The following is a 25,330-nucleotide window of genomic DNA, read 5'->3' on the forward strand; positions in this document are numbered from 1 at the left end:
GTGACATGCGCAACGAGGGACTGGGGTCATGGCCCGCACGCCGGGCCCGCAAGACCCCGCACCGCACCGCCCTGATCCACGGCGAGGACGCCACCGACTACGGCACGCTCCACACCCGCACCAGCCGCCTGGCCCACGCCCTGCGCGCCCGGGGCGTGCGCCGCGGTGACCGCATCGCCTACCTCGGCCCGAACCACCCCTCCTACCTGGAGACCCTGTTCGCGGCCGGCACGCTCGGCGCGGTCTTCGTCCCCCTCAACATCCGCCTCGCCGGGCCCGAGATCGCCTACCAGCTCGCCGACTCCGGCGCCCGTGCCCTCGTCTACGGCCCGTCCTACGCCGGTCTGGTCGCGGGCCTGCCCGGCAGCACCGACGTACGCGTCTACCTGGAGGTCGGCGGCGAGTACGAGGCGGCCCTCGCCGAGGCGTCCGAGGAGCCGGTCGACGAACCGGTCGGCGCCGACGACACCTGCATCATCATGTACACCTCGGGCACGACCGGCCGTCCCAAGGGCGCCATGCTCACCCACGGCAACCTCACCTGGAACGCGGTCAACGTCCTCGTCGACACCGACCTGATCGCCGACGAACGCGCCCTGGTCTCCGCCCCGCTGTTCCACACGGCGGGCCTGAACATGCTGACCCTGCCGGTGCTGCTGAAGGGCGGCACCTGCGTCCTGGTCGACGCCTTCGACCCGGACGCCACCTTCGACCTCATCGAACGGCACCGGATCACCTTCATGTTCGGCGTGCCCACGATGTTCGACCAGGTGGCCAGGCACCCGCGCTGGCCGCGGGCCGACCTCTCCTCGCTCCGCATCCTCACCTGTGGCGGCTCCCCGGTCCCCACCCCGCTCATCGCCGCCTACCAGGAACGCGGCCTGACCTTCCTCCAGGGCTACGGCATGACCGAGGCCGCCCCCGGCACGCTGTTCCTGGACGCCGAGCACGCCGTGAGCAAGGCGGGATCGGCGGGCGTGCCGCACTTCTTCAGCGACGTCCGCGTCGTCCGGCCCGACCTGGCACCGGCCGGCGTGGGCGAGGTGGGCGAGGTCGTGGTGCGCGGTCCGCACGTCATGCCCGGCTACTGGGGGCTGCCCGAGGAGACGGCCGCGTCCTTCGCGGACGGCTGGTTCCGCAGCGGCGACGCCGCCCAGATCGACGAGGACGGCTACGTCCACATCGTCGACCGCATCAAGGACATGATCATCTCCGGCGGCGAGAACATCTACCCCGCCGAGATCGAGGACCAGCTCCTCGCCCACCCGGACATCGTCGAGTGCGCGGTGATCGGGGTGCCGGACGACAAGTGGGGCGAGGTGCCGCGCGCCGTTGTCGTGCCCCGCGAGGGCGCCGACCTCGACCCCGACGAGGTGCTCGCGTCACTGGCCGGCCGCCTCGCCAAGTACAAGATCCCGAAGTCGGTGGTCCTCGCGGACGAACTCCCGCGCACCGCCTCCGGAAAACTCCTCAAGTCCCGTGTCCGTACGCGCTACGGCACCCAGGAAGGATCCGCATGAGCCTCACCGTCAACGGCCTCGACGAACTGAAGAAGCTGGCCGGCAGCGACCTCGGCACCAGCGAGTGGATCGAGGTGACGCAGGAGCGTATCGACACCTTCGCCGACGCCACGGGCGACCACCAGTGGATCCACGTGGACCCCGAGCGCGCCAAGGACGGCCCCTTCGGCGCCCCCATCGCGCACGGCTACCTCACGCTCTCCCTCTTCATCCCGCTGTTCACCGAGCTCCTGGACGTCCAGGGCGTGACGACGAAGGTCAACTACGGCCTCAACAAGGTGCGTTTCCCGTCCCCCGTGAAGGTGGGCTCCCGCATCCGCCTGACGGCGAAACTCGCCGAGGTCGAGGAGGTACCGGGCGGCGTGCAGATCACCGTCGAGGGCGCCATCGAGATCGAGGGCGCCACCAAGCCGGCCGCGGTGCTGCAGAGCCTGTCGCGGTTCTACGCCTGAGCCTGCCCGGTCCACCAGGCGCAGATCATCCGGACTGGCGGGCCGGCACCAGGTCCAGAAGGCGTTCCGAGGCCTCCTCGGCGAGGGGGGAGAGCCGTTCGTGCACGGTCCGGAACGTCTTCTCGGCCGGTTCGGCCGGCCAGTCGGCGGGCAGGTGCTCGACCGGCAGCCGTGGGTCGCGGCGGACGATCTGCAGCCACTCCGTCTGGAGGCGCAGGCGCAGCACGAGGGCGTCGTCGGCGTCCGGCAGGTCGTCCTCCCAGTGCTGCCAGCGCCCCGCGAACCCCTGGTAGCGGTCGGCCAGTTCGGACAGCTCCCAGGTCTCCTCGATCATCCGGCCGATGTCCATGCCGGTGTCGGCGTGCGCCCGGAAGACCTTGACGTGGGCCGACAGACCGAGCTCGGCCACCAGGGCCGACACGTCGACCTCGGCCGGGGCGATCCACAGGCCGTTGAAGAGCGGGCCGAAGCCGCTCCAGGTCAGCTGGGAGCGCAGGTCGTGGCGCTGACGCTGCCAGGACTCCGGCAGGGAGAAGCCGAGCAGCGTCCAGGTGCCGTCCCACCGCCGGTTGACGGCACCCGTCTGCCAGATCCGCTGCGCGCCGTCGTGCAGCACCGCCTCCGAGCGCTCGGTGAGCCCGAAGTACATGCGGCGGCCCTCACGCTGGCGGCGCAGCAGGTCACGGCCCACCATGCGGGTCAGTGTCGAGCGGGTGGCCTGCTCGCCGATCCCGGCGCGGGCGAACACGTCGATGACGCTGCCGGAGTACACGCACACGTCACGGCCGAGCACCTGGTCGCCCAGGAACGTCAGCATGAGGGACTGGGGCCGCAGCGACTCTTCACCGGTCACGCGGCCCACCGTACCTCCGCCCGATCAGTCCGTGACCTGCTGGTACCCGGGGATCAGGCCCCCTCGACGTCGACGAACACGGGGTTGGAGTAGAACCACGTGTCCGCCCACGGGTCGCCGTCCCCGGGCGCGTGCGGGACCGGCCCGTGCGGATCGACCGAGGCGCCGAGGTACCCGGTGCCGTTCCGGTTGCCGTCGCTGCCGCGCAGCCGGACGTAGAAGGACTCCTCGCCCGCGGTCAGCGGGATGCGCAGGGTGTAGGTGCCCTTGCGGCCGGAGACGTCCTGCGTCCGCACGACCCGCGTGTCCGGGGCCTTCCAGGTGTCGCGGTCGGTGACCGGGCCGCGCACCGCGCCGCGGATGACGTCCACATGCGCCAGCTGGGGCAGGATCCCCTGCGGGTTGGGCCGGGAGGCGGTCGTCACCGTGACGTTCAGGGTGAGCCTCTCACCCTTGCGGACCCGCAGCCGGCCGCCGAGCGTCACGCCCCGGCCCCGGTCGCAGTCGCGGGTCAGGCGCACCTCCAGCCCGTCGAGCAGATGCCCGTGGTCCAGCCACACCCTGCCCGCGCGCATCCCCGCCATGACCGCGCGGTAGCCGTAGCGCATCACGCCCACGTGGGTGCGGCTGAACTGGCCGGGCCAGAAGTCGCTGCCCGGCTGCGGGGTGTCGGTGTTCACCGGGTCGGGCAGCCTGCCGGTGCTGTCGAAGGTCTGCCCGGGCTGCCAGTCGCCGTTCTTCCAGGTGTCGAAGACGATCCGGTGGGCGTCGGAGTTGGTGGTGACCGAGAACAGCCGGCCCTCGGCCAGCATCGAGTCCCACAGTCCGCCGACGGTCGCGGTCGCCCAGTCGAAGCCGCCGTAGGTCAGGTAGGCGTCCGCCGGATAGCCCGGCCAGGACTGCGCGGACGGCTTGTTCTCGTACTCTCCGCGGATGGACGTGGCGCCGCGCCAGCCGGGGATGGCGGCGCCCTGGGCGCCCGGCGCGCCCTCCATGCCGATCACGATCCCGGGCGCCGCGTCCCGCCAGTTGCGCATCTCGTGCGGGGAGTCGATGCCCAGGCGCATCGGATGGTTGGCCAGTACCAGCACGTCGTCGACGTAGCCCGAACGCCGCTGCTCGGCCAGCCACTTGATCGCTTTCACCGCGTGCGCCTCGTTGCGGGCGGTGTCCGCGTCGGCGGCGCCGCCCTTGTCGTAGGCGAGGAGCTTGCCGTCGTAGGCGCTCTCGAAGCGGGTCAGCACGTCGACCTCGTGCGGGCCGGGCGCGGTGAACACCGTGCAGTGCTCGGCCGCCGGGATGTACCACTCCAGGCCCTGGAAGATCAGCTGACGCGGGTTCTCCGCCCGCGCGTCGAGGATCTCCCGGTGCTCCAGCGCGGCCCCGAAGTCGGCGTGCCCGAAGTTGGAGTGTTCGGTGAACACCATCCAGTCCAGGCCGTACTTCGCGCCCTGGGCGGCCAGCTGGGAGAAGGTGTACTTGGCGTCGTGGCTGTAGACGGAGTGGATGTGGTGGTCGCCGACGAGGTAGACGAGGCGGGGGTCCTCGCCGCCCAGCCGTGTGCCGCTGCCGTCGGCGGCCAGGGTTGGGGTCGCCGCCGGGCCCAGGACGAACGCCGCGCCGAACAGGCCCGCGCGGCGCAGGAGCCCGCGGCGGGACACGCCCTGCGGATCGAGGGCGGCGGGGGAGACGGACGGGTCGGCCCAGGCGGGCAGTTGCTGCTCGGTCATGACGGATCCTCGGCGTTCTGTGAGGTCAGTGGCTCATGAAAGAGGTGACGGGCAGCGCCCTGGCGACGATCCGGACGTCGCCGAGCCGGCCGTGGAAGATCTGGTCGATCTTCCCGCCGTACTCGTAGCCGCCCAGCAGCCACGGCAGCCCCACGGAGGTGATGCCGACGGAGGGGGCCTTGGGGTTGCGGAGCACCGGGCAGCCCTCGACGTACAGCGTGGTGTGTCTGCCGTCGTTGACGACCGCGAGGTGCCACCAGGTCTCCAGCGGCGTCTCCTGGCCCCAGTTGGTGGCGATGCCCTGCTGGTTGAGCGGGCGCATCGCCCACTGCGGTTCCCGGTCGTTGGACAGCGACAGCGTGGCCAGCGGCTCGTCCGGGTCGTCGGCGGTCTTCCCGGCGGCACCGCCCGTGCCCGTGCGGGAGACCAGACCCGACCAGGCGTTGTGGTCCGGGTCCCAGTCGGCGGGGAGCCGATAGAAGGCTTCGATGGTGTAACCGTCCTGGAACGTCACCGAGTTGAGCGGGGCGCCGTCGACCGTCTTCAGATACGCGCCCTTCAGCGGGGACTTCAGGCCCTGGAACTCCAGGCTGCCGTGGCCCGGCTGGTCGGGGTGGTGGTCGGCCGACCAGCCCAGCGCGCCGCCGCCGACCGACACGAGGGAGAGGTCGTTGCCCCGCCCGGACAGGTCACGGACCGTGCCGGCCGTGCCGTCCACGGGCTTGTCGAAGCGCCAGTACGCCATCGTGCCCGGGACGAGCAGCTTCGAGACGGGCCGGGCCGCACGGGCGGGCACGGGCGCGAATCCGGCGAAGCGCCGCTCGAAGTCGATCTCGACGGAGAACCGGTCGGCGTCGCCGCTCAGTTCCATCTCCTGCCGCTCCAGCTCGTTGAGCCCCTTCGCGGCCCGGCCCAGGATCCACGGCGAGAGCGTCTCCACGTCGATGACCCCGCGGTCCAGGTCGAACCGGTACAGACGGATCATGGCCGCGCCGCCGAAGTACCGGTTCTGGTAGTTCGTCAGATGCAGATGGACATCGTGCCCGGCCGCGTTCTTCCGCGTCGCGCGGCCGGCGGGCCAGTAGTGCCCGCCGAGCGCCAGGAAGATCTGGTCGTGGTCCTCGATCAGCCGGTCCCACAGCTGCTGCCCGTAGTCCGACAAGGTGTCGTCCGCCATGACCAGTTCGTGCGTCGTGAGGATCACCGGCGTCTTCGGATGCTTCGCCAGGACGTCCTTCGCCCACGCGTAGCCCTGCGGCGACAGCCGCCAGTCCAGGGCCAGCACCAGCCACTCGCGGCCGCCCGCGGTGAACCGGTGGACGGTGTTGTAACCGTCCGGGGAGGCCCCGCCGAACGTCCGCTGCCCCGCGAACCGCTGCGGCCCGAAGGCGTCCAGGTACGGTGTCGCGCCGCGCTGGTCGGTCGTCGACGATTTCACGTCGTGGTTGCCGGCCAGGACGCTGTAGCCGACGCCCCGCCGGTCCAGCAGCCGGAACGCCTCGCCGATCGCCGCGAACTCCTCCTGCACGCCGTTCTGCGTGAGGTCGCCGAGGTGGGACAGGAAGACGATGTTCTCCTCCCGGCCGTGCTCCAGCAGATAGCGCAGCGAGGCCTCGACCGGCGCCTTGTCGATGCTCGGGCCGTCGAAGAGGTACTGCGTGTCCGGCATCACCGCGAGCGTGAAGCGGCGCCTGTCGGGATCGGGGCGCCACGCCGAGGCCGCCGCCCCGGCGGTGACGGCCGGCAGCGCGGTCACGGCGGCGGTCACGCCGAGCAGGGCGGTGGCGCGGAGGAAACCGCGTCTTCCGGCACCGGCCTGGGGCGCCTCGCCCAGGTCGTGGTCATGCGAAGTGCACACGGGTGCTCCAGGAGGTGACTGAGACGGTGATCGGGAGAGGGGAGAACTCAGAGAACGCGCAGCGACCAGCTCCAGCGATGCACGCCTGCCGCGACGAGGTAGGAAGCGAAGGTGTCGGGCCCGCACGACGCCGTGCCGAGCCCGCGGTGCGCCGCGTCGATGTGCACCACGCACCCGGCCCGCGGCACCAGTTCGTCATGGTGTGCGACGGCGGCGAGACCGGCCGCGCGGTGCCGGGTCACGGAGACCTGCCGGGGGCGGTCCAGCCGCACCGCGAGCCCGGTGGCGTCCGGCGCGGACAGCGTGAACCGCCGTACGCCGTGCCGCCCGCCGCTCTCCTGCGGCCGCAGATAGGGCGTGAACAGCTCGTCCACCGGGAGGCAGTGGTGGCCGACGGGCGCGCCGGCGGCCCGGTCCGGATACGACTCCCAGGGGCCCTGCCCGAACCACTCCAGCAGGTTCAGCCCGGGGACCGTCTCGAACACGGTCCCCACCCGGGCCACGTCGTGCAGCGCCTCGGGCAGTTCGGCGCTCTCGTCGACGATGAGCCCGCCGTCCATGGCCGTCAGCGCCTGCTCGTGCCGGACGGTCCCGCCCGCGCAGACGTATTCGGACACCACGGCCACCCGGCCCGGGTCACGCCGCACGGAGACGACCTTGCGGGCGGGCGCCTCCAGCCCCCAGTCCCGCCAGCGGGCCGCCATGCCGCCCAGTTCGTCGTTGTCGGTCGGCGCCCGCCACAGCGACAGCACGGGCGCGGCCGTCAGCAGCGGATGGACGAGCAGCCCCTCCTCGTCGACCTCGACCACACCGTCCGGGACCCGGGTGTGCGCCGACGGGAGCGCTGCCCGCAGCCGCACCTGCGGCAGGCACACGACCGTCCCGCGCGGCGCCCACGGCTCGTCCCCGGCCGTCGTGACCCGCAGCGTCAGCCACGCCTCGCCGCCCTCCGCGGGCAGCTCGAACGGCAGCGGCACCGCGGCCGTCTCACCCGGCCTGAGCCCGGGCAGCTCGGCGGGCGCCGTACGTGTGGTGCCGTCGGCGAGGGACAGCTCCCACTCGCCGGACAGCCAGTCCAGGCCCCGGAAGTGCTGGTGGTTGGCCAGCACGACGCCCTCGTGCCGGAAGCAGGCGATGCGCACCGGCGCGGCGATCTCGCGGTGCTCGAACATCACCGGCTTGGGGGTCCGGTCGGGGAAGACGACACCGTCGGCGATGAAGGCGCCGTCGTGGTCCGTCTCCCCGAAGTCGCCGCCGTAGGCCCAGCGATGCCCGGGCGCGGCGACACCGTTGTCATAGAGCCCGGCGCCCCCACGCCCGGCCGGTCTGCCGTCGTTCACACGCTGGAGGATGCCGTGGTCCCAGAACTCCCAGATGAACCCGCCCTGAAGACCCGGGGTGGCCTCGATGGCCGCCCAATGGTCCGCCAGCGTGCCGTTGCTGTTGCCCATGGCGTGCGAGTACTCGCACTGGATGAGCGGCTTGGTCTGCGTGCCGGACAGGGCGTGCGCCAGGCATTCCTCCAGCGGCGCGTACATCGGGCAGGCGATGTCGGAGGCCAGATCCGGATCCGCCCAGCCGCGCTTGGCGGCGCCCTCGTACTGCACCGGCCGGGTCGGGTCGTGCCGGCGCCCCCACCCCGCCGCCGCGTCGTGGTTCGCGCCGTAGTCCGACTCGTTGCCCAGCGACCAGATGACGACGGACGGGTGGTTCTTGTCCCGCAGCACCATCCGCGCGACCCGGTCCACGAACGCGCCCAGATAGCGCGGGTCGTCGGCGATCTCGTGCGCGTGGTCGTGGGACTCGATGTCCGCCTCGTCGACGACGTAGAAGCCGAGTTCGTCGGCCAGGTCGTACAGGGCCGGGTCGTTCGGGTAGTGCGCGGTGCGGATCGCGTTGAAGCCGAAACGCTTCAGCAGGACGAGGTCCGCGCGCATGTCGTCGTACGACACCGTGCGCCCCGTCAGCGGATGGAAGTCGTGCCGGTTCACGCCCCGGATGAACACCCGCTCGCCGTTGACCAGCAGGTCCCGGCCGACGATCTCGACGTCGCGGAAGCCGACGCGGTGCCGTGAGGTGTCGGCGACGGTGCCGTCGGCGCGGTGCAGGCGGACGGTCAGGCCGTACAGCTCGGGCGTCTCGGCGTTCCAGGTGCGCACCCCCGGCACGGCGGCGCGCAGCCGGGCCTCGCCGAGGAAGCCGGAGACCCGCTCGTCCTCGGCGTTGGCCCGGTCGAACTCCGCGTCCTGCGTGAGCAGCTGCCCGTCCAGCTCCCCGCTGACGTACCAGCCCTCGGGCAGCGCCCCGCCCGCGTCCCGCACCCGGCACTCCACCAGCAGGTCGCCGCCCCGCCGGGCCCGCACGGTGACGTCCGCGAGATGCAGCGGGTCGGTCGCGTACAGCAGCACCGAGCGGGTGATCCCGCCGTGCCACCACTGGTCCTGGTCCTCGATGTGCGAGGCGTCCGACCACTTCACGACCGTCAGGCGCACGGTGGCCCGGTCCCCGGGGCGCACCACCGGCGTGAGGTCGAACTCGGCGGCCAGGTGCGAGTCCTTGGAGATCCCGACGGGCCGCCCGTCCACGTGCACCAGCAGCACGCTCTCGGCGGCCCCGACCTGAAGCACGATCCGCCGCCCGGCCCACTCGGCGGGCACGTCCACCTCTCGCTCGTAGACCCCGGTCGGGTTGGCCGCGGGCACGTGCGGCGGGAACTCGGCGAACGGCATGCGCACGTTGAGGTACTGCGGAAGATCGTCCGTGCCCTGCAGGGTCCACACGCCGGGTACGTACGACGACGACCAGACCTCCCCGGGCTGGGCGTCCGGCGCGGGCAGCAGCTGGAAGCGCCAGTCGCCGTCGAGCGGGACGGCTCCGGAGCGCCGGTCGACGGCGCTCATCGGCAGCCGGCCCCAGGAGGTCACCTCGGGTGCCTGCCAGGGGCGGAGGGCGATCAGGGGGTCGAGGTGCGCGTCGGTCATGACCATTCCGGAGTCGGTGCGGCGGGACCGGGCAGGACACGGCCCTGCAGGTCCCAGGCGGGGTCGAGGGGGATGCCGAGACGGTCCAGGACCGTGGGGGCGATGTCGATGAGGCGGGGCGTGTCGAGCCGGGTGCCCGCGGGCCCGCCGGGCTCGGCGAGGATGACGAAGACCTCCCGTTCGGCACGCGAGTCGCCACCGTGACCACCGGAGTCGAGGTGCCCGTGGTCGGTGGTGACCAGCACGGTCCAGCGCTCCTCGGCGCGCCCCGGGTCCGCGCGGCGGGCGTCGATCGCCTCCAGCAGCCGTCCGAGGTGGGCGTCCTGGTCGAGGAGGGCCCGGTCGTAGGCGGGGGAGAGCGGGCCCGTGGCGTGGCCGGCCTCGTCGGTGGCGCCGAAGTACACGAACAGGGCGTCCGGGTCGTCCTCGGTGAGCCAGCGCAGGACGGTGCGGGCGACGCGGCGGTCCGCGGTTCCGTATCCCCGGCGTTCACCGTTGTGGCGCACCCGTCGGCCGATGGACCGGCCGAGTGTGCCGCGGCGCACCAGGGCCGGCCAGGACACGGCGGCCGCCGTGCGCAGACCGGGCCGGGCGGTTCCGGCGCGGGTCAGGAAGTCGGGGTAGCGGGTGTAGTCGGCACCTTTGAAATCGTTGCCGGTGACCCCGTGGCGGTCGGGCCACACCCCGGTGAGGATGCTCGACCAGCCGGGTCCGGAATCGGTGTAGGCCGGGCCGGCCGAGGGCCCGTCGTCGGCTCGGCCGTAGGGCAGCAGGCTCGTGCCGACGGCGCCTTCGGCCATCAGGGCGTGCAGGACCGGGGCGTTGGCCGGTGAGTGGGTCAGCCGGTCGTAGCGCAGGCCGTCCATGCCGACGACGAGTACCTTGGCGCGTCGGCTCTTGGCGTCGGCGTCCGTCACTGGGGTGCCTCTCTCGTGTGGTGGCCAAGAGCTCGGGACCGGCTGTCGAGTCCCGGGCGCGCGTCCGCGGTGGCTGGTCGCGCAGTTCCCCGCGCCCCTGGAGCAGCCCCTTCAGGGCGTCAACTGCCCTGCACCGCCCCCTCCGTGGCGCCCGCGATGAACCCGCGGGCGAAGATCGTGAAGACCACGACCAGCGGCACGGACGCCATGAGCACACCGGCCATGACCATGCTGTAGTCGGTGGTGTGGCCGACGTGGAGCTGGGCCAGCGCCACCTGGAGGGTGAGGTGGGCGGGGTCGTTGAGCACGACCAGCGGCCAGATGTAGTCGTTCCAGGCGCCGACGAAGGCGTAGATGGCGAGGAACGAGAGCGCGGGTTTGATCATCGGCAGCACGATGTTCCAGTACTGGCGGAAGAACCCCGCGCCGTCGATGCGCGCGGCGTCGAGGAGTTCGTCCGGGACGCCGTTCTCTATGTACTGGCGCAGCCAGAAGATGCCGAAGGCGTTGGCGAGGGCGGGCAGGACCAGCGCCTTGAGCGTGCCGACCCAGCCGATGTCCGACATGAGGATGAACTGGGGGAGGACGGCCAGCTGCAGCGGCAGCATCATGAAGCCGACCAGCGTCGCGAACAGCACCCTGCGGCCGGGGAAGTCGAACTTGGCGAACACGAACGCCGCCAGGGAGTCGACGAACAGGACCAGCACGGTGGTGACGGACGCGACCACGACCGTGTTCAGCATCGACCCGAAGAAGTCGATGGTGTCGAGCACGTGCCGGACGTTCTCCAGCAGATGGGAGCCGAAGGTCAGTTTCGGCGGGCTCTTGTAGATGTCCTCGGTGGTGTTCGTCGCCATGACGATCGTCCACGCGAACGGGAAGACCGAGATCAGGACGGCCAGGACGAGGACGATGTGCGCGGTCAGTCCCTTGGGACGCCGTGACCGCCTGGGGACCACTGCGGTCATGACTTCCTCCCGCGCTGCACGACGCGCCAGTTGACGACGACCAGCACCATGATCAGTACGAAGAAGGCCCACACGATGGCCGCGCCGTAGCCGTAGTCGTTGTTGACGAAGGCCGACTGGTAGAAGTACAGAAGCGTGGTCAGGCCCGCCTGGCCGGGACCGCCGAGGTTCGGGTTGGCGGCGTTGCTGCCGAACAGGACCTGGGGTTCGCTGAAGCTCTGCAGGCCGTTGATGGTCGAGATGATCACCGTGAACAGGATGATGGGCCGCATGATCGGCATGGTGATCTGGAAGAACGTACGGATCGGACCGGCGCCGTCCAGCCTGGCCGCCTCATAGATCTGGGTGGGGATGGCCTGGAGGCCGGCCAGGTAGATGATCATGTTGTAGCCGGTCCACATCCAGGTCATCAGCAGCGCGATGACCAGCTTGATCAGCCACGGGTTGCTCAGCCACGGCACCGGCGAGATGCCGACCGTGCCCAGGATCGCGTTGACCAGGCCGAAGTTGTTGCTGAACACCGCCCCGAAGAAGATCGACACGGCGACGATCGAGGTGACGTTCGGTATGTACAGGGCGATGCGGTAGAAGCCCTTGAAGCGGCGCACCGAATGCAGCAGCGTCGCCAGCACCAGGGCGCCGAACAGGGTGGGGACGGTGGACAGCACCCAGATCGCCAGGGTGTTGCGGATCGACAGCCAGAAGACCGGGTCGTCCAGAAGGAACCGGAACTGGTCCAGTCCCACGAACTGCACGGTGCCCATGCCGTCCCAGCGCTGGAAGGCGAGGTAGAGCGAGTAGAAGACCGGGAAGAGCGAGAAGACGCCGAAGATCAGGAAGAAGGGCGAGATCGCGAGGTACTGCCGCCAGTGGGACAGCACCCCGCGACGCTCTGGCCGCACGGCGCCCGCGGGCGGCGTGCGCCGCGGGCGAAAGCGGGCCGGGCCGGGCCCGCCGTGGTGCCGGGGCACCGCGGCGGAACCGGTGACCGGAGGTGAGGACACCTCAGTTCACCCCCTGTCGCCGGGCGATCTGCTGGGCCTGGGCGACCGCGTCCTTCCAGGCGGCGTCGGGCTTCTTGCCCTTGGCCTCGATGCTGGACAGCTCGGTCATGAAGGGCGCCATGACGGCGGCGTCGGCGGGTGCCTCGTAGGCGGCCGGGATGGCCTTGGCGGCGGGGCCGAACACCTCGATGACCTTCTGCCCGCCGAAGAAGGGGTCGCCGCCCGTCATGGCCGGCATGGCGTACGCCGCCGGCGCGGCCGGGAAGATGGCGGCGTCGGCGAAGCCGCGGGCGTCGTTCTCCGGGCTGAGGATCCAGCTGATGATCTTGAACGCCTCTTCGGGGTTCCGGCACTGCTTGGGCAGGGCCAGGTAGGAGCCGCCCTGGTTGGCCGGTCCGCCGGGCATCGCACACACCCGCCACTTGCCCTTGGTCTTCGGGGCCGCCTGCTCGATGTCCAGGGCGTGCCAGGCCGCACCGAGTTCGGTGCTGAGGTTCTTGCCGACGGCGGCGTTCCAGGTGTTGTCGTTGATCTTGGCGTCGAGGCCGAGGGTGTAGGGGCGGACCGCCGTCGTCCACGCCTTGCGGATGTGGTCCTGGTCGCCGATGAAGCGGTTGTCCCTGTCGATGAACCGCTCGGTGCCCTGCCCGACCGCCATATTGAAGACCGAGCCGATGTTGTTGACCAGGTAGGTGCCCGGCACCTTCGCGCGCAGCTCGGTGCCCAGCGCGAAGTACTCCTCCCAGGTCCCGGCCCGGGCGGCGACCTTCTCGGGGTCGGTGGGCAGCCCGGCCTCGTCGAACATGTCCGCGCGGTAGAAGAGCGCGGTCGGGCCGATGTCGATCGGGAAGCCGATCTGCTTGCCGTCCTCGGTCCGGGCGAGCTTCGTCTTCCAGTCCAGGTACTGCGGCGCGAGCTTCTCGAAGCCCAGGTCGTTCAGGTCGAGGAAGCGGTTCGCGTTGGGCAGGAAGGACGCCATGTCCTCGCCCTTGATGCCGGTGATGTCGGGCACGGATGCGCCCGCCGCGAGGGTGGTCGTCAGCTTCTGCTTGAAGTCGCCGCCGATGGAGGCGGCGGTCAGCTTCACCTGGCCGCTGAAGTGCGTCTTCGCATCGGCGACCACCTTGTCGCTGAGCGCGCCTCCCCAGTACCACAGGGTGAGGTTCTTGCCGTTCTTGCTGCCGGTCGAGCCGGAACCGCCGCCGCAGGCGACGGTCAGACCGGAGGCGGCCGCGGTGAGCGCGGCGGCCTGGAGGAAGCCTCTACGAGAAAGGTCCACGGGTCACTCCTGTTGTTCCTGTTCGACGTGGAGAGGGGCGGGAGGGTCGGTGCGGCCCTTCTCAGGCGCGCGGACCGACGGGGGTGTCAGGGGCGGGCGGGGTGACGGGGGCGTGGTGCACGGGCGGCCCGGGATCGGCCGGGATGCGGTCGGCCAGGAAGCCGTAGGCGCGGCGCAGCCCGGGATCGCTCAGGGAGCTCCACCAGCGTGCGACGCCGTGCCAGCCGGGGGCCGCGAGGGCGCCGCCGTGGTGCCCGACGGACAGCCCGGCCGCGAGCACCGCGAACCGCAGCCGTTCCGCCAGCGGCCAGCCGCCGAGGGACGCCGCGACGAAGCTCGCGCCGAAGACGTCACCGGCGCCCGTCGCGTCCAGGACGCCGGCGTCCAGGGCCGGGACCTCGGCGTACTCGCCGGTGATCTGGTCGACGGCGATGGCGCCGTCCCCGCCCCGCGTCACCACGGCGACCGGCACCAGCTCCGACAGCGTGCCGAGCGCGGCCAGCGCGCTGTCGGTGCGGGTGTAGGCCATCGCCTCGGTCTCGTTCGGGAGGAAGGCGTGGCACAGGGCCAGTTGCTCCAGCAGGGCCGGCGACCACTTCTGGGTGGGGTCCCAGCCGACGTCGGCGTAGATCTGCGTACCGTTCGCCGCGGCCTTGGCGAGCCATTCGCGCGGCCGGGCCTCGATGTGCACCAGGGCGCTCAGCGCGTCGGGCGGGTCGCCCACCAGCGCGTCCTGCGAGTACGGCGGCTCCTGGCCGTGGGTGAGCAGGGCCCGGTCGTGGCCGTAGGCGACGGAGACGGTGACCGGGGTCGGCCAGCCGTCCGCGGTACGGGAGAGCGAGAGGTCGACGCCTTCCTGGTCGCCCAGGACGTCCCGGCAGTACGCGCCGTAGAAGTCGTCGCCGAACACCGTGGCCAGGGAGGTCCTGAGGCCGAAGCGGGAGGCGGCCACCGCGAGGTTCGCGATGCCGCCCGGGCCGCAGCCCATACCCCGGGTCCAGATCTCCTCGCCCGGCGTCGGCGGCTTGCCGAGTCCCGTCAGGACGAGGTCGTAGAAGAGCAGGCCGGTCAGCAGCACATCGGGCCGGTCACCGTCCACGGATGTGTCCTCTCGCTCACGGCTTCGACGGAGATCGTCAAAACTCTTCATTTCGGTGACCGGAATCGTGCGCTGATCCAGAGAGATTGGTCAATACCCGAGCAGAAATAAGCATGGCGATGATTGGAGATGACGAGTAATGTGCACGCCGTGCTGGCAGAACGACGACACCAACTCATCCTGCGGGCCCTGCGCGCCGGCGGGCCCGCGGCCGTGACCGACCTCTCAGAGCAGCTGGGGGTGAGTCCCGCCACTATCAGGCGTGACCTGGTCAAACTGGAAGAAGACGGACTGCTCACGCGCGTGCACGGCGGCGCCGTCGTGGAGGAGGGCGACCAGCCCTTCGCCGAGGTCGCCGAGGTGCGCGTCAACGAGAAGGACGCCATAGCCGAACACGCCGCCGCGATGATCAGGGACGGCCAGTCGGTGCTGCTGGACATCGGGACGACGGCCTACCGCCTGGCCCGGCAGCTGCACGGCCGCCGGCTCACCGTGATCACCAGCAACCTGGTGGTCTACGAGGAACTCGCCGACGACGAGGGCATCGAGCTGGTCCTGCTCGGCGGCATGGTCCGCCGCGAGTACCGCTCCCTGGTCGGCTTCCTCACCGAGGACAACCTGCGCCAGCTGCACGCCGACTGGCTCTTCCTCGGCACCAGCGGGGTGCGGCCCGGCGGCCAGGTCATGGACACGACGGTCGTGGAGGTGCCGGTCAAGCGCGCCATGATCAAGGCCGGCGAGAAGGTGGTGCTGCTCGCCGACGCGGCGAAGTTCCCGGGGCACGGGATGGCGAAGGTCTGCGGTCCCGAGGAACTGGACGCGGTGGTGACGAACGAGCCGGTCGACGCCGCGACGCGGGCCTCCTTGCAGGAGGCGGGCGTCGAGGTGGTCGTGACGGGAAAGGGGCAAGCTTGAACCCACCCCCGGCCGGGGCGGGAGGACCGCCGGCTCAGGCCGCCCCGCCGTTCGGTGCACAGCAAGGTCCCCCATCCTCGACACCAGCCGGGCTGGCACCAGCCCGGGGTCCTGAAGCACGCTCAAGGAGGTGGCGCGTGTTCGGTTCCCGCCACAGGCCGCACGCGGCCCGCCGTATCGGAGGAACCCGGTGAAGCTGACGATTCTGGGCGGCGGAGGATTCCGCGTGCCGCTGGTGTACGGAGCGCTCCTCCAGGACCACGCCGAGGGCCGCGTCACCCATGTCGTCCTGCACGATCTGGACGCCGGGCGCCTGTCGGCGGTGACCCGTGTCCTCGCGGAGCAGGCGGCCGGAGTGGCCGACGCGCCCGAGGTGACCGCCACCACCGACCTCGACGACGCCCTGCGCGGCGCCGACTTCGTGTTCTCCGCGATCCGCGTCGGCGGGCTGGAGGGACGCGCCAACGACGAACGCGTGGCCCTGGCCGAGGGCGTGCTGGGCCAGGAGACGGTGGGTGCGGGCGGCATCGCCTACGGCCTGCGCACGGTCCCGGTCGCCGTCGACATCGCCCAGCGGGTGGCCCGGCTCGCCCCCGACGCCTGGGTCATCAACTTCACCAACCCGGCCGGCCTGGTCACCGAGGCCATGTCCCGCCACCTCGGCGACCGGGTCATCGGCATCTGCGACTCCCCGGTCGGCCTCGGCCGCCGTATCGCCCGGGTGCTCGGCGTGGAGAACCCGGGGGAGGCGTGGATCGACTACGTCGGCCTCAACCACCTCGGCTGGGTGCGCGCTCTGCGTGTCGCCGGCCGCGACGAGCTGCCGCGGCTGCTCGCCGACCCCGACCTGCTCGGCTCCTTCGAGGAGGGCAAGCTCTTCGGTGCCGACTGGCTGCGCTCCCTGGGCGCGATCCCCAACGAGTACCTGCACTACTACTACTTCAACCGCGAGGCCGTACGCGCCTACCAGCAGGCCGAGAAGACCCGCGGCGCGTTCCTGCACGACCAGCAGGCCCGCTTCTACGCCGAGATGAAGAACCCGCACGCCCCCGCCCTGAAGGTCTGGGACCGCACCCGCGCCGAGCGCGAGGCCACGTACATGGCCGAGAACCGCGAGACCGCGGGCGCCGGCGAACGCGACGAGGACGACCTGTCGGGCGGCTACGAGAGGGTGGCCCTCGCCCTGATGCGGGCGATCGCCCGGGACGAGCGCACCACCCTGATCCTCAACGTCCGCAACCGGCGCACACTGTCGGTCCTGGACGCCGAGGCCGTCATCGAGGTCCCCTGCCTCGTCGACGCCAACGGCGCCCACCCTGTGACCGTCGACCCGCTGCCCGACCACGCCACCGGCCTGGTCTGCGCGGTCAAGGCGGTCGAGCGCGAGGTGCTGGCCGCAGCCGGCTCCGGCTCCCTCGCGACCGCCGTCAAGGCCTTCGCCCTGCACCCGCTCGTCGACTCCGTCCATGTGGCCCGCAGGCTGGTCGAGGGCTACGCCGAGGTCCACCCCGGGTTGGCGTACCTTAGGTGAACGCCGCTCGGTAAGCGCTTTCCCTCACCGCTTCCAGCCTGCTCGCTCTTCCCGTTTCCTGGAGACATCTCATGCACGACGAAAGCCGCCGCATCGAGGAGCGCGTGCAGCGCCTTCACGACCAGCGCATCAAGACCGCGGTCTACGCGGCCACCGTCCCCTTCGAGGTGGAGGCCTGGCAGGCTCCCGGGGAGCCGGTCCCGTTCGAGGAGGCGGCCGCAGCCTCCTACGAGCCCTTCGCGATGGGCACCCCGTGGGGCCCGCCCTGGGGCACCACCTGGTTCCGCATGCGCGGACAGGTGCCCGCGGAGTGGGCCGGGAAGCGCGTCGAGGCCGTCATCGACCTCGGCTTCGTCGGCGACTGGCCCGGCAACCAGGCCGAGGCCCTCGTGCACCTCACGGACGGCACCCCGCTGAAGGCCGTCAACCCGCTCAACCAGTACGTGGCGATCGCCAACCCCGCCCGCGGCGGCGAGACGGTCGACTACCTGGTCGAGGCCGCCTCCAACCCGGACATCCTCGCGGACAACTTCTCGAAGACCACGCCCCTCGGCGACAAGCTGACCGCGGGCGACAAGCCGCTCTACACCTTCCGCGCCGCCGACATCGCGATCCTCGACGAGGAGGTCTGGCACCTCGACCTCGACGTGCAGGTGCTGCGCGAGCTGATGCTGGAGCTCGGCGAGCACGACCCGCGCCGGCACGAGATCGCGCACGCCCTCGACCGGGCCATGGACCTGCTCGACCTGGACGACGTCTCCGGCTCGGCTGCCGCGGTCCGGGAGGCGCTCAAGCCGGTGCTCTCCAAGCCCGCGCACGCCAGCGCGCACACGATCTCCGGCGTCGGCCACGCGCACATCGACTCCGCCTGGCTCTGGCCCATCCGCGAGACGAAGCGCAAGACGTCCCGCACCTTCTCCAACGTCACCTCGCTCGCCGACGAGTACGACGACTTCATCTTCGCCTGCTCCCAGGCCCAGCAGTACGCATGGGTGCGCGACAACTACCCCAAGGTCTGGGCCCGCATCCAGGAGTCCGTCAAGAACGGCCAGTGGGCGCCCGTCGGCGGCATGTGGGTCGAGTCCGACGGCAACCTGCCCGGTGGCGAGGCCGTCGCCCGCCAGTTCATCCACGGCAAGCGGTTCTTCATGGACCACTTCGGCATCGAGACCAAGGGCGTGTGGCTGCCGGACTCCTTCGGCTACAACGCGGCCTATCCGCAGATCGCCAAGCTCGCCGGGAACGAGTGGTTCCTCACCCAGAAGATCTCCTGGAACCAGACCAACCGGTTCCCCCACCACACCTTCTGGTGGGAGGGCATCGACGGCACCCGCATCTTCACGCACTTCCCGCCGGTCGACACCTACAACGCCCGTTTCAGCGGCGAGGAGATGTCCCGCGCGGTCCGCAACTACCAGGAGAAGGGCGGCGCCTCCCGCTCCCTGGCCCCCTTCGGCTGGGGCGACGGCGGCGGTGGCCCCACCCGCGAGATCATGGAACGGGCCCGCCGGCTGGCCGACCTGGAGGGCTCCGCGAAGGTCGTCGTCGAACACCCCGACGAGTTCTTCGCCAAGGCCCGCGAGGAGTACCCGGACGCGCCGGTATGGGTCGGCGAGCTCTACCTGGAGCTGCACCGCGCCACCTACACCTCCCAGGCCCGCACCAAGCAGGGCAACCGCCGCTCCGAGCACCTCCTGCGCGAGGCGGAACTGTGGGCGACCACGGCCGCGCTGCACGCGCCGGGCTACAGCTACCCGCACGAGAAGCTGGACCGGCTCTGGAAGACGGTGCTGCTGCACCAGTTCCACGACATCCTGCCCGGCTCCTCCATCGCCTGGGTGCACCGCGAGGCCGAGGCCGAGTACGCCCGTGTCGCGCGGGAGCTGCACGCGCTGACGGCCGAGGCGGTGGCCGCGCTGGGCGCCGGGACGCCCCGCGTCTTCAACGCCGGCCCCTACGACCGGGCCGAAGTGGTCCGCACCGCAGACGGCGCACCGGTGTACGTGGAGGTGCCCGCGAGCGGCTCCGCGCCCCTCGCCGACACCGCGCCCCCACAGGCCGTGACGGTGGACGGCCTGGTCCTCGACAACGGACTGGTCCGCGTGGAGGTCGCCGAGGACGGCACCCTGTCGTCCGTCCGCGACCTGCGCGCCGGCCGCGAGGTGCTCGCCGAGCCGGGCAACCTGCTCCGCCTGCACACGGACCTGCCCAACTACTGGGACGCCTGGGACATCGACAAGCACTACAAGAACCGCTACACGGACCTCCTGGACGTTTCGTCCGTCACGGTCGTCGAACAGGACCCGCTGATCGGCGCCATCCGCGTCGAGCGGGCCTTCGGCAAGGGCTCCACGATCACCCAGACGATCACCGTCCGCGCCGGCAGTCCCCGGATCGACATCGAGACGGACATCGACTGGCACGAGACCGAGAAGATCCTCAAGGCGGCCTTCCCGGTCGACATCCGCGCCCCGCACTCCTCCGCCGAGATCCAGTTCGGCCACATCCAGCGCCCCACGCACACCAACACCAGCTGGGAGGCGGCCCGCTTCGAGGTCTCCGGCCACCGGTGGGTGCACCTCGGCGAACCCGGCTACGGCGTAGCGGTCATCAACGACTCGACGTACGGCCACGACGTCTCCCGCACGGTCCGCGAGGACGGCGGCACCACCACCACCGTCCGTCTCAGCCTGGTCCGCGCTCCGCGCATCCCGGACCCCGAGGCCGACCAGGGCCGCCACCGCTTCACCTACGCCCTGCTGCCCGGCGCGACCATCGAGGACGCCGTCGCCGAGGGCTACTCCCTCAACCTGCCGCTCCGGGTGGCCGATGCGGCAGGCGCCCCCGAACCGGTCGTCTCCGCGGAGGGCGAGGGTGTGACCGTGGAGGCGGTGAAGCTCGCCGACGACGCCTCCGGCGACGTCGTCGTACGGCTCTACGAGTCCCGCGGCGGCCGGGCCACCGGCACCCTGCGCACCGGGTTCCCGCTGGCCGGCGCCCAGATCACCGACCTGCTGGAGCGACCGCTGGAGGAAGCGGAGATCACCGAAGGCGCCGTCGCCGTCACGCTGCGGCCCTTCCAGATCCTCACCCTCCGGCTGCGGAGGGGCTGACCTCATGCCCATGCAGCCGTGGTTCGGGGACGCCAAGCTCGGCATCTTCGTGCACTGGGGCATCTACGCCGTCGACGGCGTCCAGGAGTCCTGGTCGTTCTACGACGACGTCGTCCCGCACGAGCAGTACATGTCCCAGCTCGACCGGTTCACGGCTGCCCGCTACGACCCGCGCGAGTGGGCGAGGCTCTTCGCGCGGGCCGGCGCCCGGTACGCCGTCCTGACCAGCCGCCACCACGACGGGGTCGCTCTGTGGGACACCGCGCACGGCGAGCTGAACGTGGGCCGTGACCTGATCTCCGGTTACGCCGAGGCCCTGCGCGAGCAGGGCCTGAAGGTCGGCCTCTACTACTCCCACTCCGACTGGAACCACCCCGACTACGCCTCCACCCGCAAGCCCGGCCGCCCGCCGGAGCTGGAGGACAACCGCTACTCCGAGGTCGCCGCCGAGTTCGAGGACCTGGAGGCCTGGGAGAGGTTCCTCGCCTACCGCGACGGCCAGATCCGCGAGCTGACCCGCCGCTACCGGCCCGACCTGATGTGGTTCGACGGCGAATGGGACCGCAGCGAGGAGCAGTGGCGCATCCCCGAACTGGCCGCCCTCATCCGCTCCGAGGTACCGGACGTCGTCTTCAACGCCCGCATGCTGAGCGAGGGCGACTACGCCACCCCCGAGCAGGGCGCCCCCGTCCTCCCGCCGGAGGGCCCCTGGGAGCTGTGCCTCACGATCAACGACTCCTGGGGCCACCAGCACCACGACCACCACCACAAGTCCGTCGACCAGCTCATCCGCTACTTCACCGAGACCATCGGCGGCGGAGGCAACCTGCTCCTCAGCGTCGGTCCGCGGGAGGACGGCACGATCACGGACGAGCAGGCGCGGCGGCTGGAAGGGCTCGGCGACTGGATCGCCCGGCACGCCGAAGCCGTCTACGGAACGGTACGAGGACTCCCGCCCGGTCACCACTACGGCCCGAGCACCCTCTCCAAGGACCGCCGCACCCTCTACCTGACCCTCTTCGACGCCCCGCGCGCCGAGATCAACGTCCGGGGCCTGCTGAACAAGGTCCGCCGGATCTCGGTCCTGGGCAGCGGCACCGAACTGCCCCACCAGGTCACCGGCGGCCTCCACGAGACACCGGGCATCCTCTGGATCGCCCCGCCGCCCGCGGCCGACCTCGACCCGCACGCCACGGTGCTGGCCGTCGAACTGGACGGCGAACTGGAGTTGTACCGGGGCGGGGGCCGCTTCTGACCCGTCGAATTGACCCACGATCACGGCGTTGGAATGCCCCCTGCCGTAGGTCGCCCGGCTCCCTAAAGTCGACGTCATGACGACGACACAGAACGAAGATGTCATGACGACGGCACGGAACGAAGCGGGGAACAGCAGCGGCTTCGCACCGGTCCTCACGCGCGCCGCCGAGGCCGAGACGACGCGCGACCCCAGCAGCGTGATGACCCTGCTCGCCGACTCCGTGAACACCGGCGGGCGGCTCACCAGCTACCGGTCGACATTCGCGGAGGGCGCGGTCGGCGCGCCCGCCCACCTGCACACCGAGGCGTCCGAGATGTTCTACGTGATCGACGGCGCGCTCCAGGTACTGGTCGGCGAGGAGATCACCGTGCTGCGAGCCGGCGACTTCCTTCTCGTACCGCCGCACACCCCGCACGCCTTCGCCGCCGCGCCCGGCGCGACGGCCGACGTGCTGTTCGTCTTCACCCCGGGCGCGGGGCGCTTCGACTACCTGCGGCTGCTGGGCCGGGTGATGCGCGGCGAGGCCGACCCGCAGGAGATCAAGGACTCCTCCGAACGCTTCGACAACCACTACGTCGACAGCCCCGCCTGGCGCGCGGCGCTCGCGGCCAGGACCTGAGACCTCAGAGGGGCAGCGCCTGGGCCGCCGCCCCGACCGAGCCGACCGGTTCGGCCGCCGTGGGCGCGGGTACCGCCGGCAGCGGATCCGCCGCCTCCGGCCGCTGCTGCGGCAGTGTCACCGGCCGCAGCGGACGCAGCCCCGACACCACCGTGTAGTCCTGGCCCAGGAACGGCGGAACCACCTCGCCCGGATCCTCGCCGAGGGCCAGCTGCACGGCGGCCCAGGGGGCGTTGACCCCGCACAGCGACAGCTGGTGCAGCCCGCCGGCCGGGCGGGTGTTGACGTCCATGAGGACCGGACGGTCGCCGAACATCCGGAACTGGATGTTCGACAGGTAGTGCAGACCGAAGCCCTCAGCGATCCGCCGGGCCGGGTCCAGCCACTGCTCGTGCAGGGTGAAGCCCCGGCGGCGGCCGTTCTTGGTGCGGCCCACGGCCAGCCTGACCCGGTTGTCCGGCCCGGTCAGGCAGTCCACCGACACCTCGGGCTGCTCCAGACGCGGCATCACCAGCCAGTCGACCGGCTCCTCGGCCTGCCGCAGCGCCTCCAGAACCAGGTCCAGCGGCACGTACGGGCTCGGGAACCCGCTCAGCTGCATCAGCGAGAAGGGCGTACGCGTGATCACCCGGAAGCCCACCCCGCCGGCCCCGGACGCCGGCTTGAAGCACGCCTTGTGCCCGCCGGCCTCCAACTCCTCGACAGCAGCCACGAGTTCGTCCTCCGAGCGGACCCGGTACCACGGCGGCACCGGCACGCCGATCGCCTGGACCGCCTCGTAGGCGATCACCTTGTCGTGGAAGACGGCCACGGCCTCGGGCGGTGGCGCCAGCACCGCGGTGCCGGCCGCCTCGAACTCGGCTCGGTGCGCGACGATCGCCGACTGGTGCAGCCGGGGCACGAACACGTCGATGCCACGCCGCGCACACTGGTCGAGCGCGTATTCGACGTACCCGGCGGGAGACAGGTTCTCCGGCTCCAGCTCGGCGGTGTCGGCCGCGGCCAGCACCGGCGAGTCGGGGTCGCCGTGGGTGGCGTGGATCTCGACGGCCCGGTCGCTGGGATTTCTCCGCAGCTGATCCATGAAGAACACGTTCTCCGCGTACGTGCGGTTGAGCCAGACGCGTACGCGAGAGACCATGCAGGCCGCCTTTCACGGTTCGCGGGCAGGGCTGAGCAGCCCGTGCCCGGGCAGGAAAAGGGAGGGACACCAAACCGCCCCTGTGAAAGGGAAGTCGTAGCGGTGGTGTTGGGCCCGATCATACGGCTTCGGCGGGCCTCGTCGTGCAACGCGCGTGTGAAGGAATTCTCCGGCCACCGCTCCGGGCCGCTCTTGCTCCCCGTCGCGCGGATGTGATCTCTTGGTGACGTCCGGGTGCGCGCGGAGGGGGCGAGAGGTGACATCGACGGCCGGTGGCGCCGCACAACTGCTGGCCATCAGCGATCTGCACATCGGATACCCGGAGAACCGCGCCCTCGTCGAGGACATGCGGCCCGGGACGGACGACGACTGGCTGCTCGTGGCCGGTGACGTCGCGGAGACCGTGGCGGACATCCGCTGGACCCTGAAGACGCTCGCGGCCCGCTTCCGCAAGGTCGTGTGGGTGCCCGGCAACCACGAGCTGTGGACCCATCCGAGCGACGCCGTCACCCTGCGCGGTGTCGCCCGGTACGAGTATCTGGTCGAGATGTGCCGCGAACTGGGCGTGACGACACCCGAGGACTCCTACCCGGTCTGGGAGGGCCCCGGCGGGCCGGTCGCCGTCGCGCCGCTGTTCCTGCTGTACGACTACTCGTTCCTGCCGGCCGGCTGCACGACCAAGGAGCAGGGCCTGGAGTACGCGCAGGGCACCGGGATCGTGTGCACCGACGAGTACCTGCTGCACCCCGATCCGTACCCGAGCAGGGAGGCCTGGTGCCGGGCCCGGGTCGCCGAGACCGAACGCAGACTCGCCGCACTGCCGGACGGCCTGCCGGTGATCCCCGTCAACCACTACCCGCTGCACCGGCATCCGATGGACGTGCTGTGGCACCCCGAGTTCGCCATGTGGTGCGGCACGGACCTGACCGCCGACTGGCACCGCAGGTTCCGCGTGCACACGATGGTCTACGGCCATCTGCACATCCCTCGTACCACCTGGCACGAGGGCGTGCGCTTCGAGGAGGTGTCGGTGGGCTATCCGCGTGAGTGGAGCAAGCGGTCCGGACCGCCGGGGCGGCTGCGGCGCGTCCTGCCGAGAGAGGGCGAGGAGCTGTGATCGAGGAACTGCTGCCGGAGACCGTGGTCGCCGTGGAGGCCTACGGCCACGAGGACGCGGACACTCCGCTGTTCCCCGAGGAGGCGGCGCTCCTGACCCGGGCGGTCGCCAAGCGGCGCAGGGAGTTCGCCGCCGTGCGCTCCTGCGCCCGCCGCGCCATGGACAAGCTCGGCGTGCCGCCGCAGCCGGTTCTGCCCGGGGAACGCGGCGCCCCCCGCTGGCCGGCCGGGCTGACCGGCAGCATGACCCACTGCGACGGCTACTGCGCCGCCGCCCTGGTCCGCGCCACCGACCTCGCGTCCCTCGGTATCGACGCCGAGGTCCACGGCCCGCTGCCCGAGGGCGTCCTGCCGTCCGTGTCCCTGCCGGCCGAGGCGGACCGGCTGCGCAGGCTCGCGGCCGTACGCCCCGACATCCACTGGGACCGGCTGCTGTTCAGCGCCAAGGAGTCCGTCTACAAGGCGTGGTTCCCCCTCACCGGGAAGTGGCTGGACTTCATGGAGGCCGACATCGAACTCACCGCCGACGGCACCTTCCGCGCGACGTTGCTCGTCCCCGGCCCACGGGTGGGCAACCGACGCGTCGGCCGCTTCGACGGCCGCTGGACGGCAGGGCGGGGTCTGATCGCGACGGCGATAGCGGTACCACACGCCTGACCTTCGGGACTCTCTTCAACTCCAGCGCGGGGGCCCGGACCTTCGGCCCAGGGAACCCCGGCGGACGGACACGGCCGTGCGCCGGGGCCGGGCCTGTTTCCGCCATATGGCCAGAGCTGTCCGCTGGGGGCGCGGTTCAGCTTCTGCCCGTGCCCGGGCTGTCCGCCGGGCTTGGGGCCGGCTTCCAAGTCGCGGTCGGGCGGCTCGGCAGGCCTGCGGGTCGGTCCCCGCCGGCGTGGCCCGGGCCCTGCGCCGGAGCGCGGGCCCGGGTTCGAGCCCGCGGCCCGGCTCATCCGTCCGGCAACGGAGCCCGCTGTCG

The 25,330-nt window shown here is 71.4% G+C and carries 19 protein-coding genes; 9 read left to right on the forward strand and 10 right to left on the reverse strand.

Translation table 11 applies throughout. The annotated features are described in order from the left end of the window. The first annotated feature begins 5 nt into the window (after positions 1–5). The gene (locus A4E84_RS34175) at positions 6–1,520 is read left to right on the forward strand and encodes an acyl-CoA synthetase (RefSeq protein ID WP_062930242.1); all 1,515 of its coding nucleotides are present in this window, start codon (positions 6–8) and stop codon (positions 1,518–1,520) included. Then, entirely contained in the window at positions 1,517–1,972 is a 456-nt protein-coding gene (locus A4E84_RS34180) for a MaoC family dehydratase (RefSeq protein WP_062930243.1), read from the forward strand. The genes A4E84_RS34175 and A4E84_RS34180 overlap by 4 nt, the downstream gene beginning before the upstream one ends. 25 nt (positions 1,973–1,997) lie before the next feature. Here the strand turns inward: A4E84_RS34180 and A4E84_RS34185 are convergent, their stop codons facing one another. The 9 genes from A4E84_RS34185 to A4E84_RS34225 all read right to left on the reverse strand — a co-directional run bounded on the left by A4E84_RS34185 (position 1,998) and on the right by A4E84_RS34225 (position 14,661). Continuing rightward, a complete protein-coding gene (locus tag A4E84_RS34185) occupies positions 1,998–2,825 on the reverse strand; it encodes a PaaX family transcriptional regulator (protein WP_062931723.1) in 828 nt (275 codons plus the stop codon). Positions 2,826–2,878: 53 nt separating this feature from the next. Continuing rightward, positions 2,879–4,555 carry a PHP domain-containing protein gene (locus A4E84_RS34190; RefSeq protein WP_062930244.1) on the reverse strand — a complete coding sequence of 559 codons (1,677 nt, stop codon included), beginning with the start codon at positions 4,553–4,555 and terminating at the stop codon, positions 2,879–2,881. A 25-nt stretch (positions 4,556–4,580) separates the two neighbouring features. After that, entirely contained in the window at positions 4,581–6,413 is a 1,833-nt protein-coding gene (locus A4E84_RS34195; protein ID WP_062930245.1) for a LamG-like jellyroll fold domain-containing protein, read from the reverse strand. A 47-nt stretch (positions 6,414–6,460) separates the two neighbouring features. Further along, positions 6,461–9,394: a glycoside hydrolase family 2 TIM barrel-domain containing protein gene (locus A4E84_RS34200; RefSeq protein WP_062930246.1), complete on the reverse strand. Its 2,934-nt coding sequence runs from the start codon at positions 9,392–9,394 to the stop codon at positions 6,461–6,463. Further along, positions 9,391–10,311, reverse strand: a complete 921-nt coding sequence (locus A4E84_RS34205; RefSeq protein WP_261340624.1) for an alkaline phosphatase family protein — start codon at positions 10,309–10,311, stop codon at positions 9,391–9,393. The genes A4E84_RS34200 and A4E84_RS34205 overlap by 4 nt, the downstream gene beginning before the upstream one ends. A 119-nt stretch (positions 10,312–10,430) precedes the next feature. Beyond that, positions 10,431–11,279 carry a carbohydrate ABC transporter permease gene (locus tag A4E84_RS34210; RefSeq protein WP_062930247.1) on the reverse strand — a complete coding sequence of 283 codons (849 nt, stop codon included), beginning with the start codon at positions 11,277–11,279 and terminating at the stop codon, positions 10,431–10,433. Beyond that, complete coding sequence (locus A4E84_RS34215) at positions 11,276–12,160, reverse strand: carbohydrate ABC transporter permease (protein ID WP_062930248.1); 885 nt, start codon at positions 12,158–12,160, stop codon at positions 11,276–11,278. The genes A4E84_RS34210 and A4E84_RS34215 overlap by 4 nt, the downstream gene beginning before the upstream one ends. Positions 12,161–12,284: 124 nt before the next feature. Next, on the reverse strand, positions 12,285–13,562 hold the full coding sequence (locus A4E84_RS34220) for an ABC transporter substrate-binding protein (protein ID WP_062930249.1): 1,278 nt from the start codon (positions 13,560–13,562) through the stop codon (positions 12,285–12,287). A 61-nt stretch (positions 13,563–13,623) separates the two neighbouring features. After that, positions 13,624–14,661 (reverse strand): carbohydrate kinase family protein, encoded by a 1,038-nt coding sequence (locus tag A4E84_RS34225; RefSeq protein WP_062930250.1) that lies wholly within the window; start codon positions 14,659–14,661, stop codon positions 13,624–13,626. 150 nt (positions 14,662–14,811) lie between these two features. Here A4E84_RS34225 and A4E84_RS34230 point away from each other — a divergent pair, with 150 nt between their 5' ends. From A4E84_RS34230 to A4E84_RS34250, 5 genes are all read left to right on the forward strand, one after another. Next, positions 14,812–15,576 carry a DeoR/GlpR family DNA-binding transcription regulator gene (locus tag A4E84_RS34230; protein ID WP_062931725.1) on the forward strand — a complete coding sequence of 255 codons (765 nt, stop codon included), beginning with the start codon at positions 14,812–14,814 and terminating at the stop codon, positions 15,574–15,576. 190 nt (positions 15,577–15,766) lie between these two features. Next, complete coding sequence (locus tag A4E84_RS34235; protein WP_062930251.1) at positions 15,767–17,107, forward strand: 6-phospho-beta-glucosidase; 1,341 nt, start codon at positions 15,767–15,769, stop codon at positions 17,105–17,107. Between the two features lie 71 nt (positions 17,108–17,178). Further along, the gene (locus A4E84_RS34240; RefSeq protein WP_062930252.1) at positions 17,179–20,220 is read left to right on the forward strand and encodes an alpha-mannosidase; all 3,042 of its coding nucleotides are present in this window, start codon (positions 17,179–17,181) and stop codon (positions 20,218–20,220) included. Positions 20,221–20,224: 4 nt separating this feature from the next. Further along, positions 20,225–21,475: an alpha-L-fucosidase gene (locus A4E84_RS34245; RefSeq protein ID WP_062930253.1), complete on the forward strand. Its 1,251-nt coding sequence runs from the start codon at positions 20,225–20,227 to the stop codon at positions 21,473–21,475. 103 nt (positions 21,476–21,578) lie between these two features. Beyond that, a complete protein-coding gene (locus tag A4E84_RS34250; RefSeq protein ID WP_062930254.1) occupies positions 21,579–22,097 on the forward strand; it encodes a cupin domain-containing protein in 519 nt (172 codons plus the stop codon). A 4-nt stretch (positions 22,098–22,101) separates the two neighbouring features. On the opposite strand, the gene A4E84_RS34255 is transcribed toward A4E84_RS34250, so the two are convergent. After that, complete coding sequence (locus A4E84_RS34255) at positions 22,102–23,238, reverse strand: ATP-grasp domain-containing protein (RefSeq protein WP_062930255.1); 1,137 nt, start codon at positions 23,236–23,238, stop codon at positions 22,102–22,104. A gap of 256 nt (positions 23,239–23,494) precedes the next feature. Between A4E84_RS34255 and A4E84_RS34260 the strand changes: the two genes are divergently transcribed. Both A4E84_RS34260 and A4E84_RS34265 read left to right on the forward strand, forming a co-directional pair. Then, the gene (locus A4E84_RS34260) at positions 23,495–24,355 is read left to right on the forward strand and encodes a metallophosphoesterase family protein (protein WP_062930256.1); all 861 of its coding nucleotides are present in this window, start codon (positions 23,495–23,497) and stop codon (positions 24,353–24,355) included. Then, a complete protein-coding gene (locus A4E84_RS34265; protein WP_062930257.1) occupies positions 24,352–25,011 on the forward strand; it encodes a 4'-phosphopantetheinyl transferase family protein in 660 nt (219 codons plus the stop codon). Before A4E84_RS34260 ends, A4E84_RS34265 begins: the two co-directional genes overlap by 4 nt. The last annotated feature ends 319 nt before the right edge of the window (positions 25,012–25,330 follow it).

The sequence above is a fragment of the Streptomyces qaidamensis genome, from assembly GCF_001611795.1.
GTDB lineage: Bacteria > Actinomycetota > Actinomycetes > Streptomycetales > Streptomycetaceae > Streptomyces > Streptomyces qaidamensis.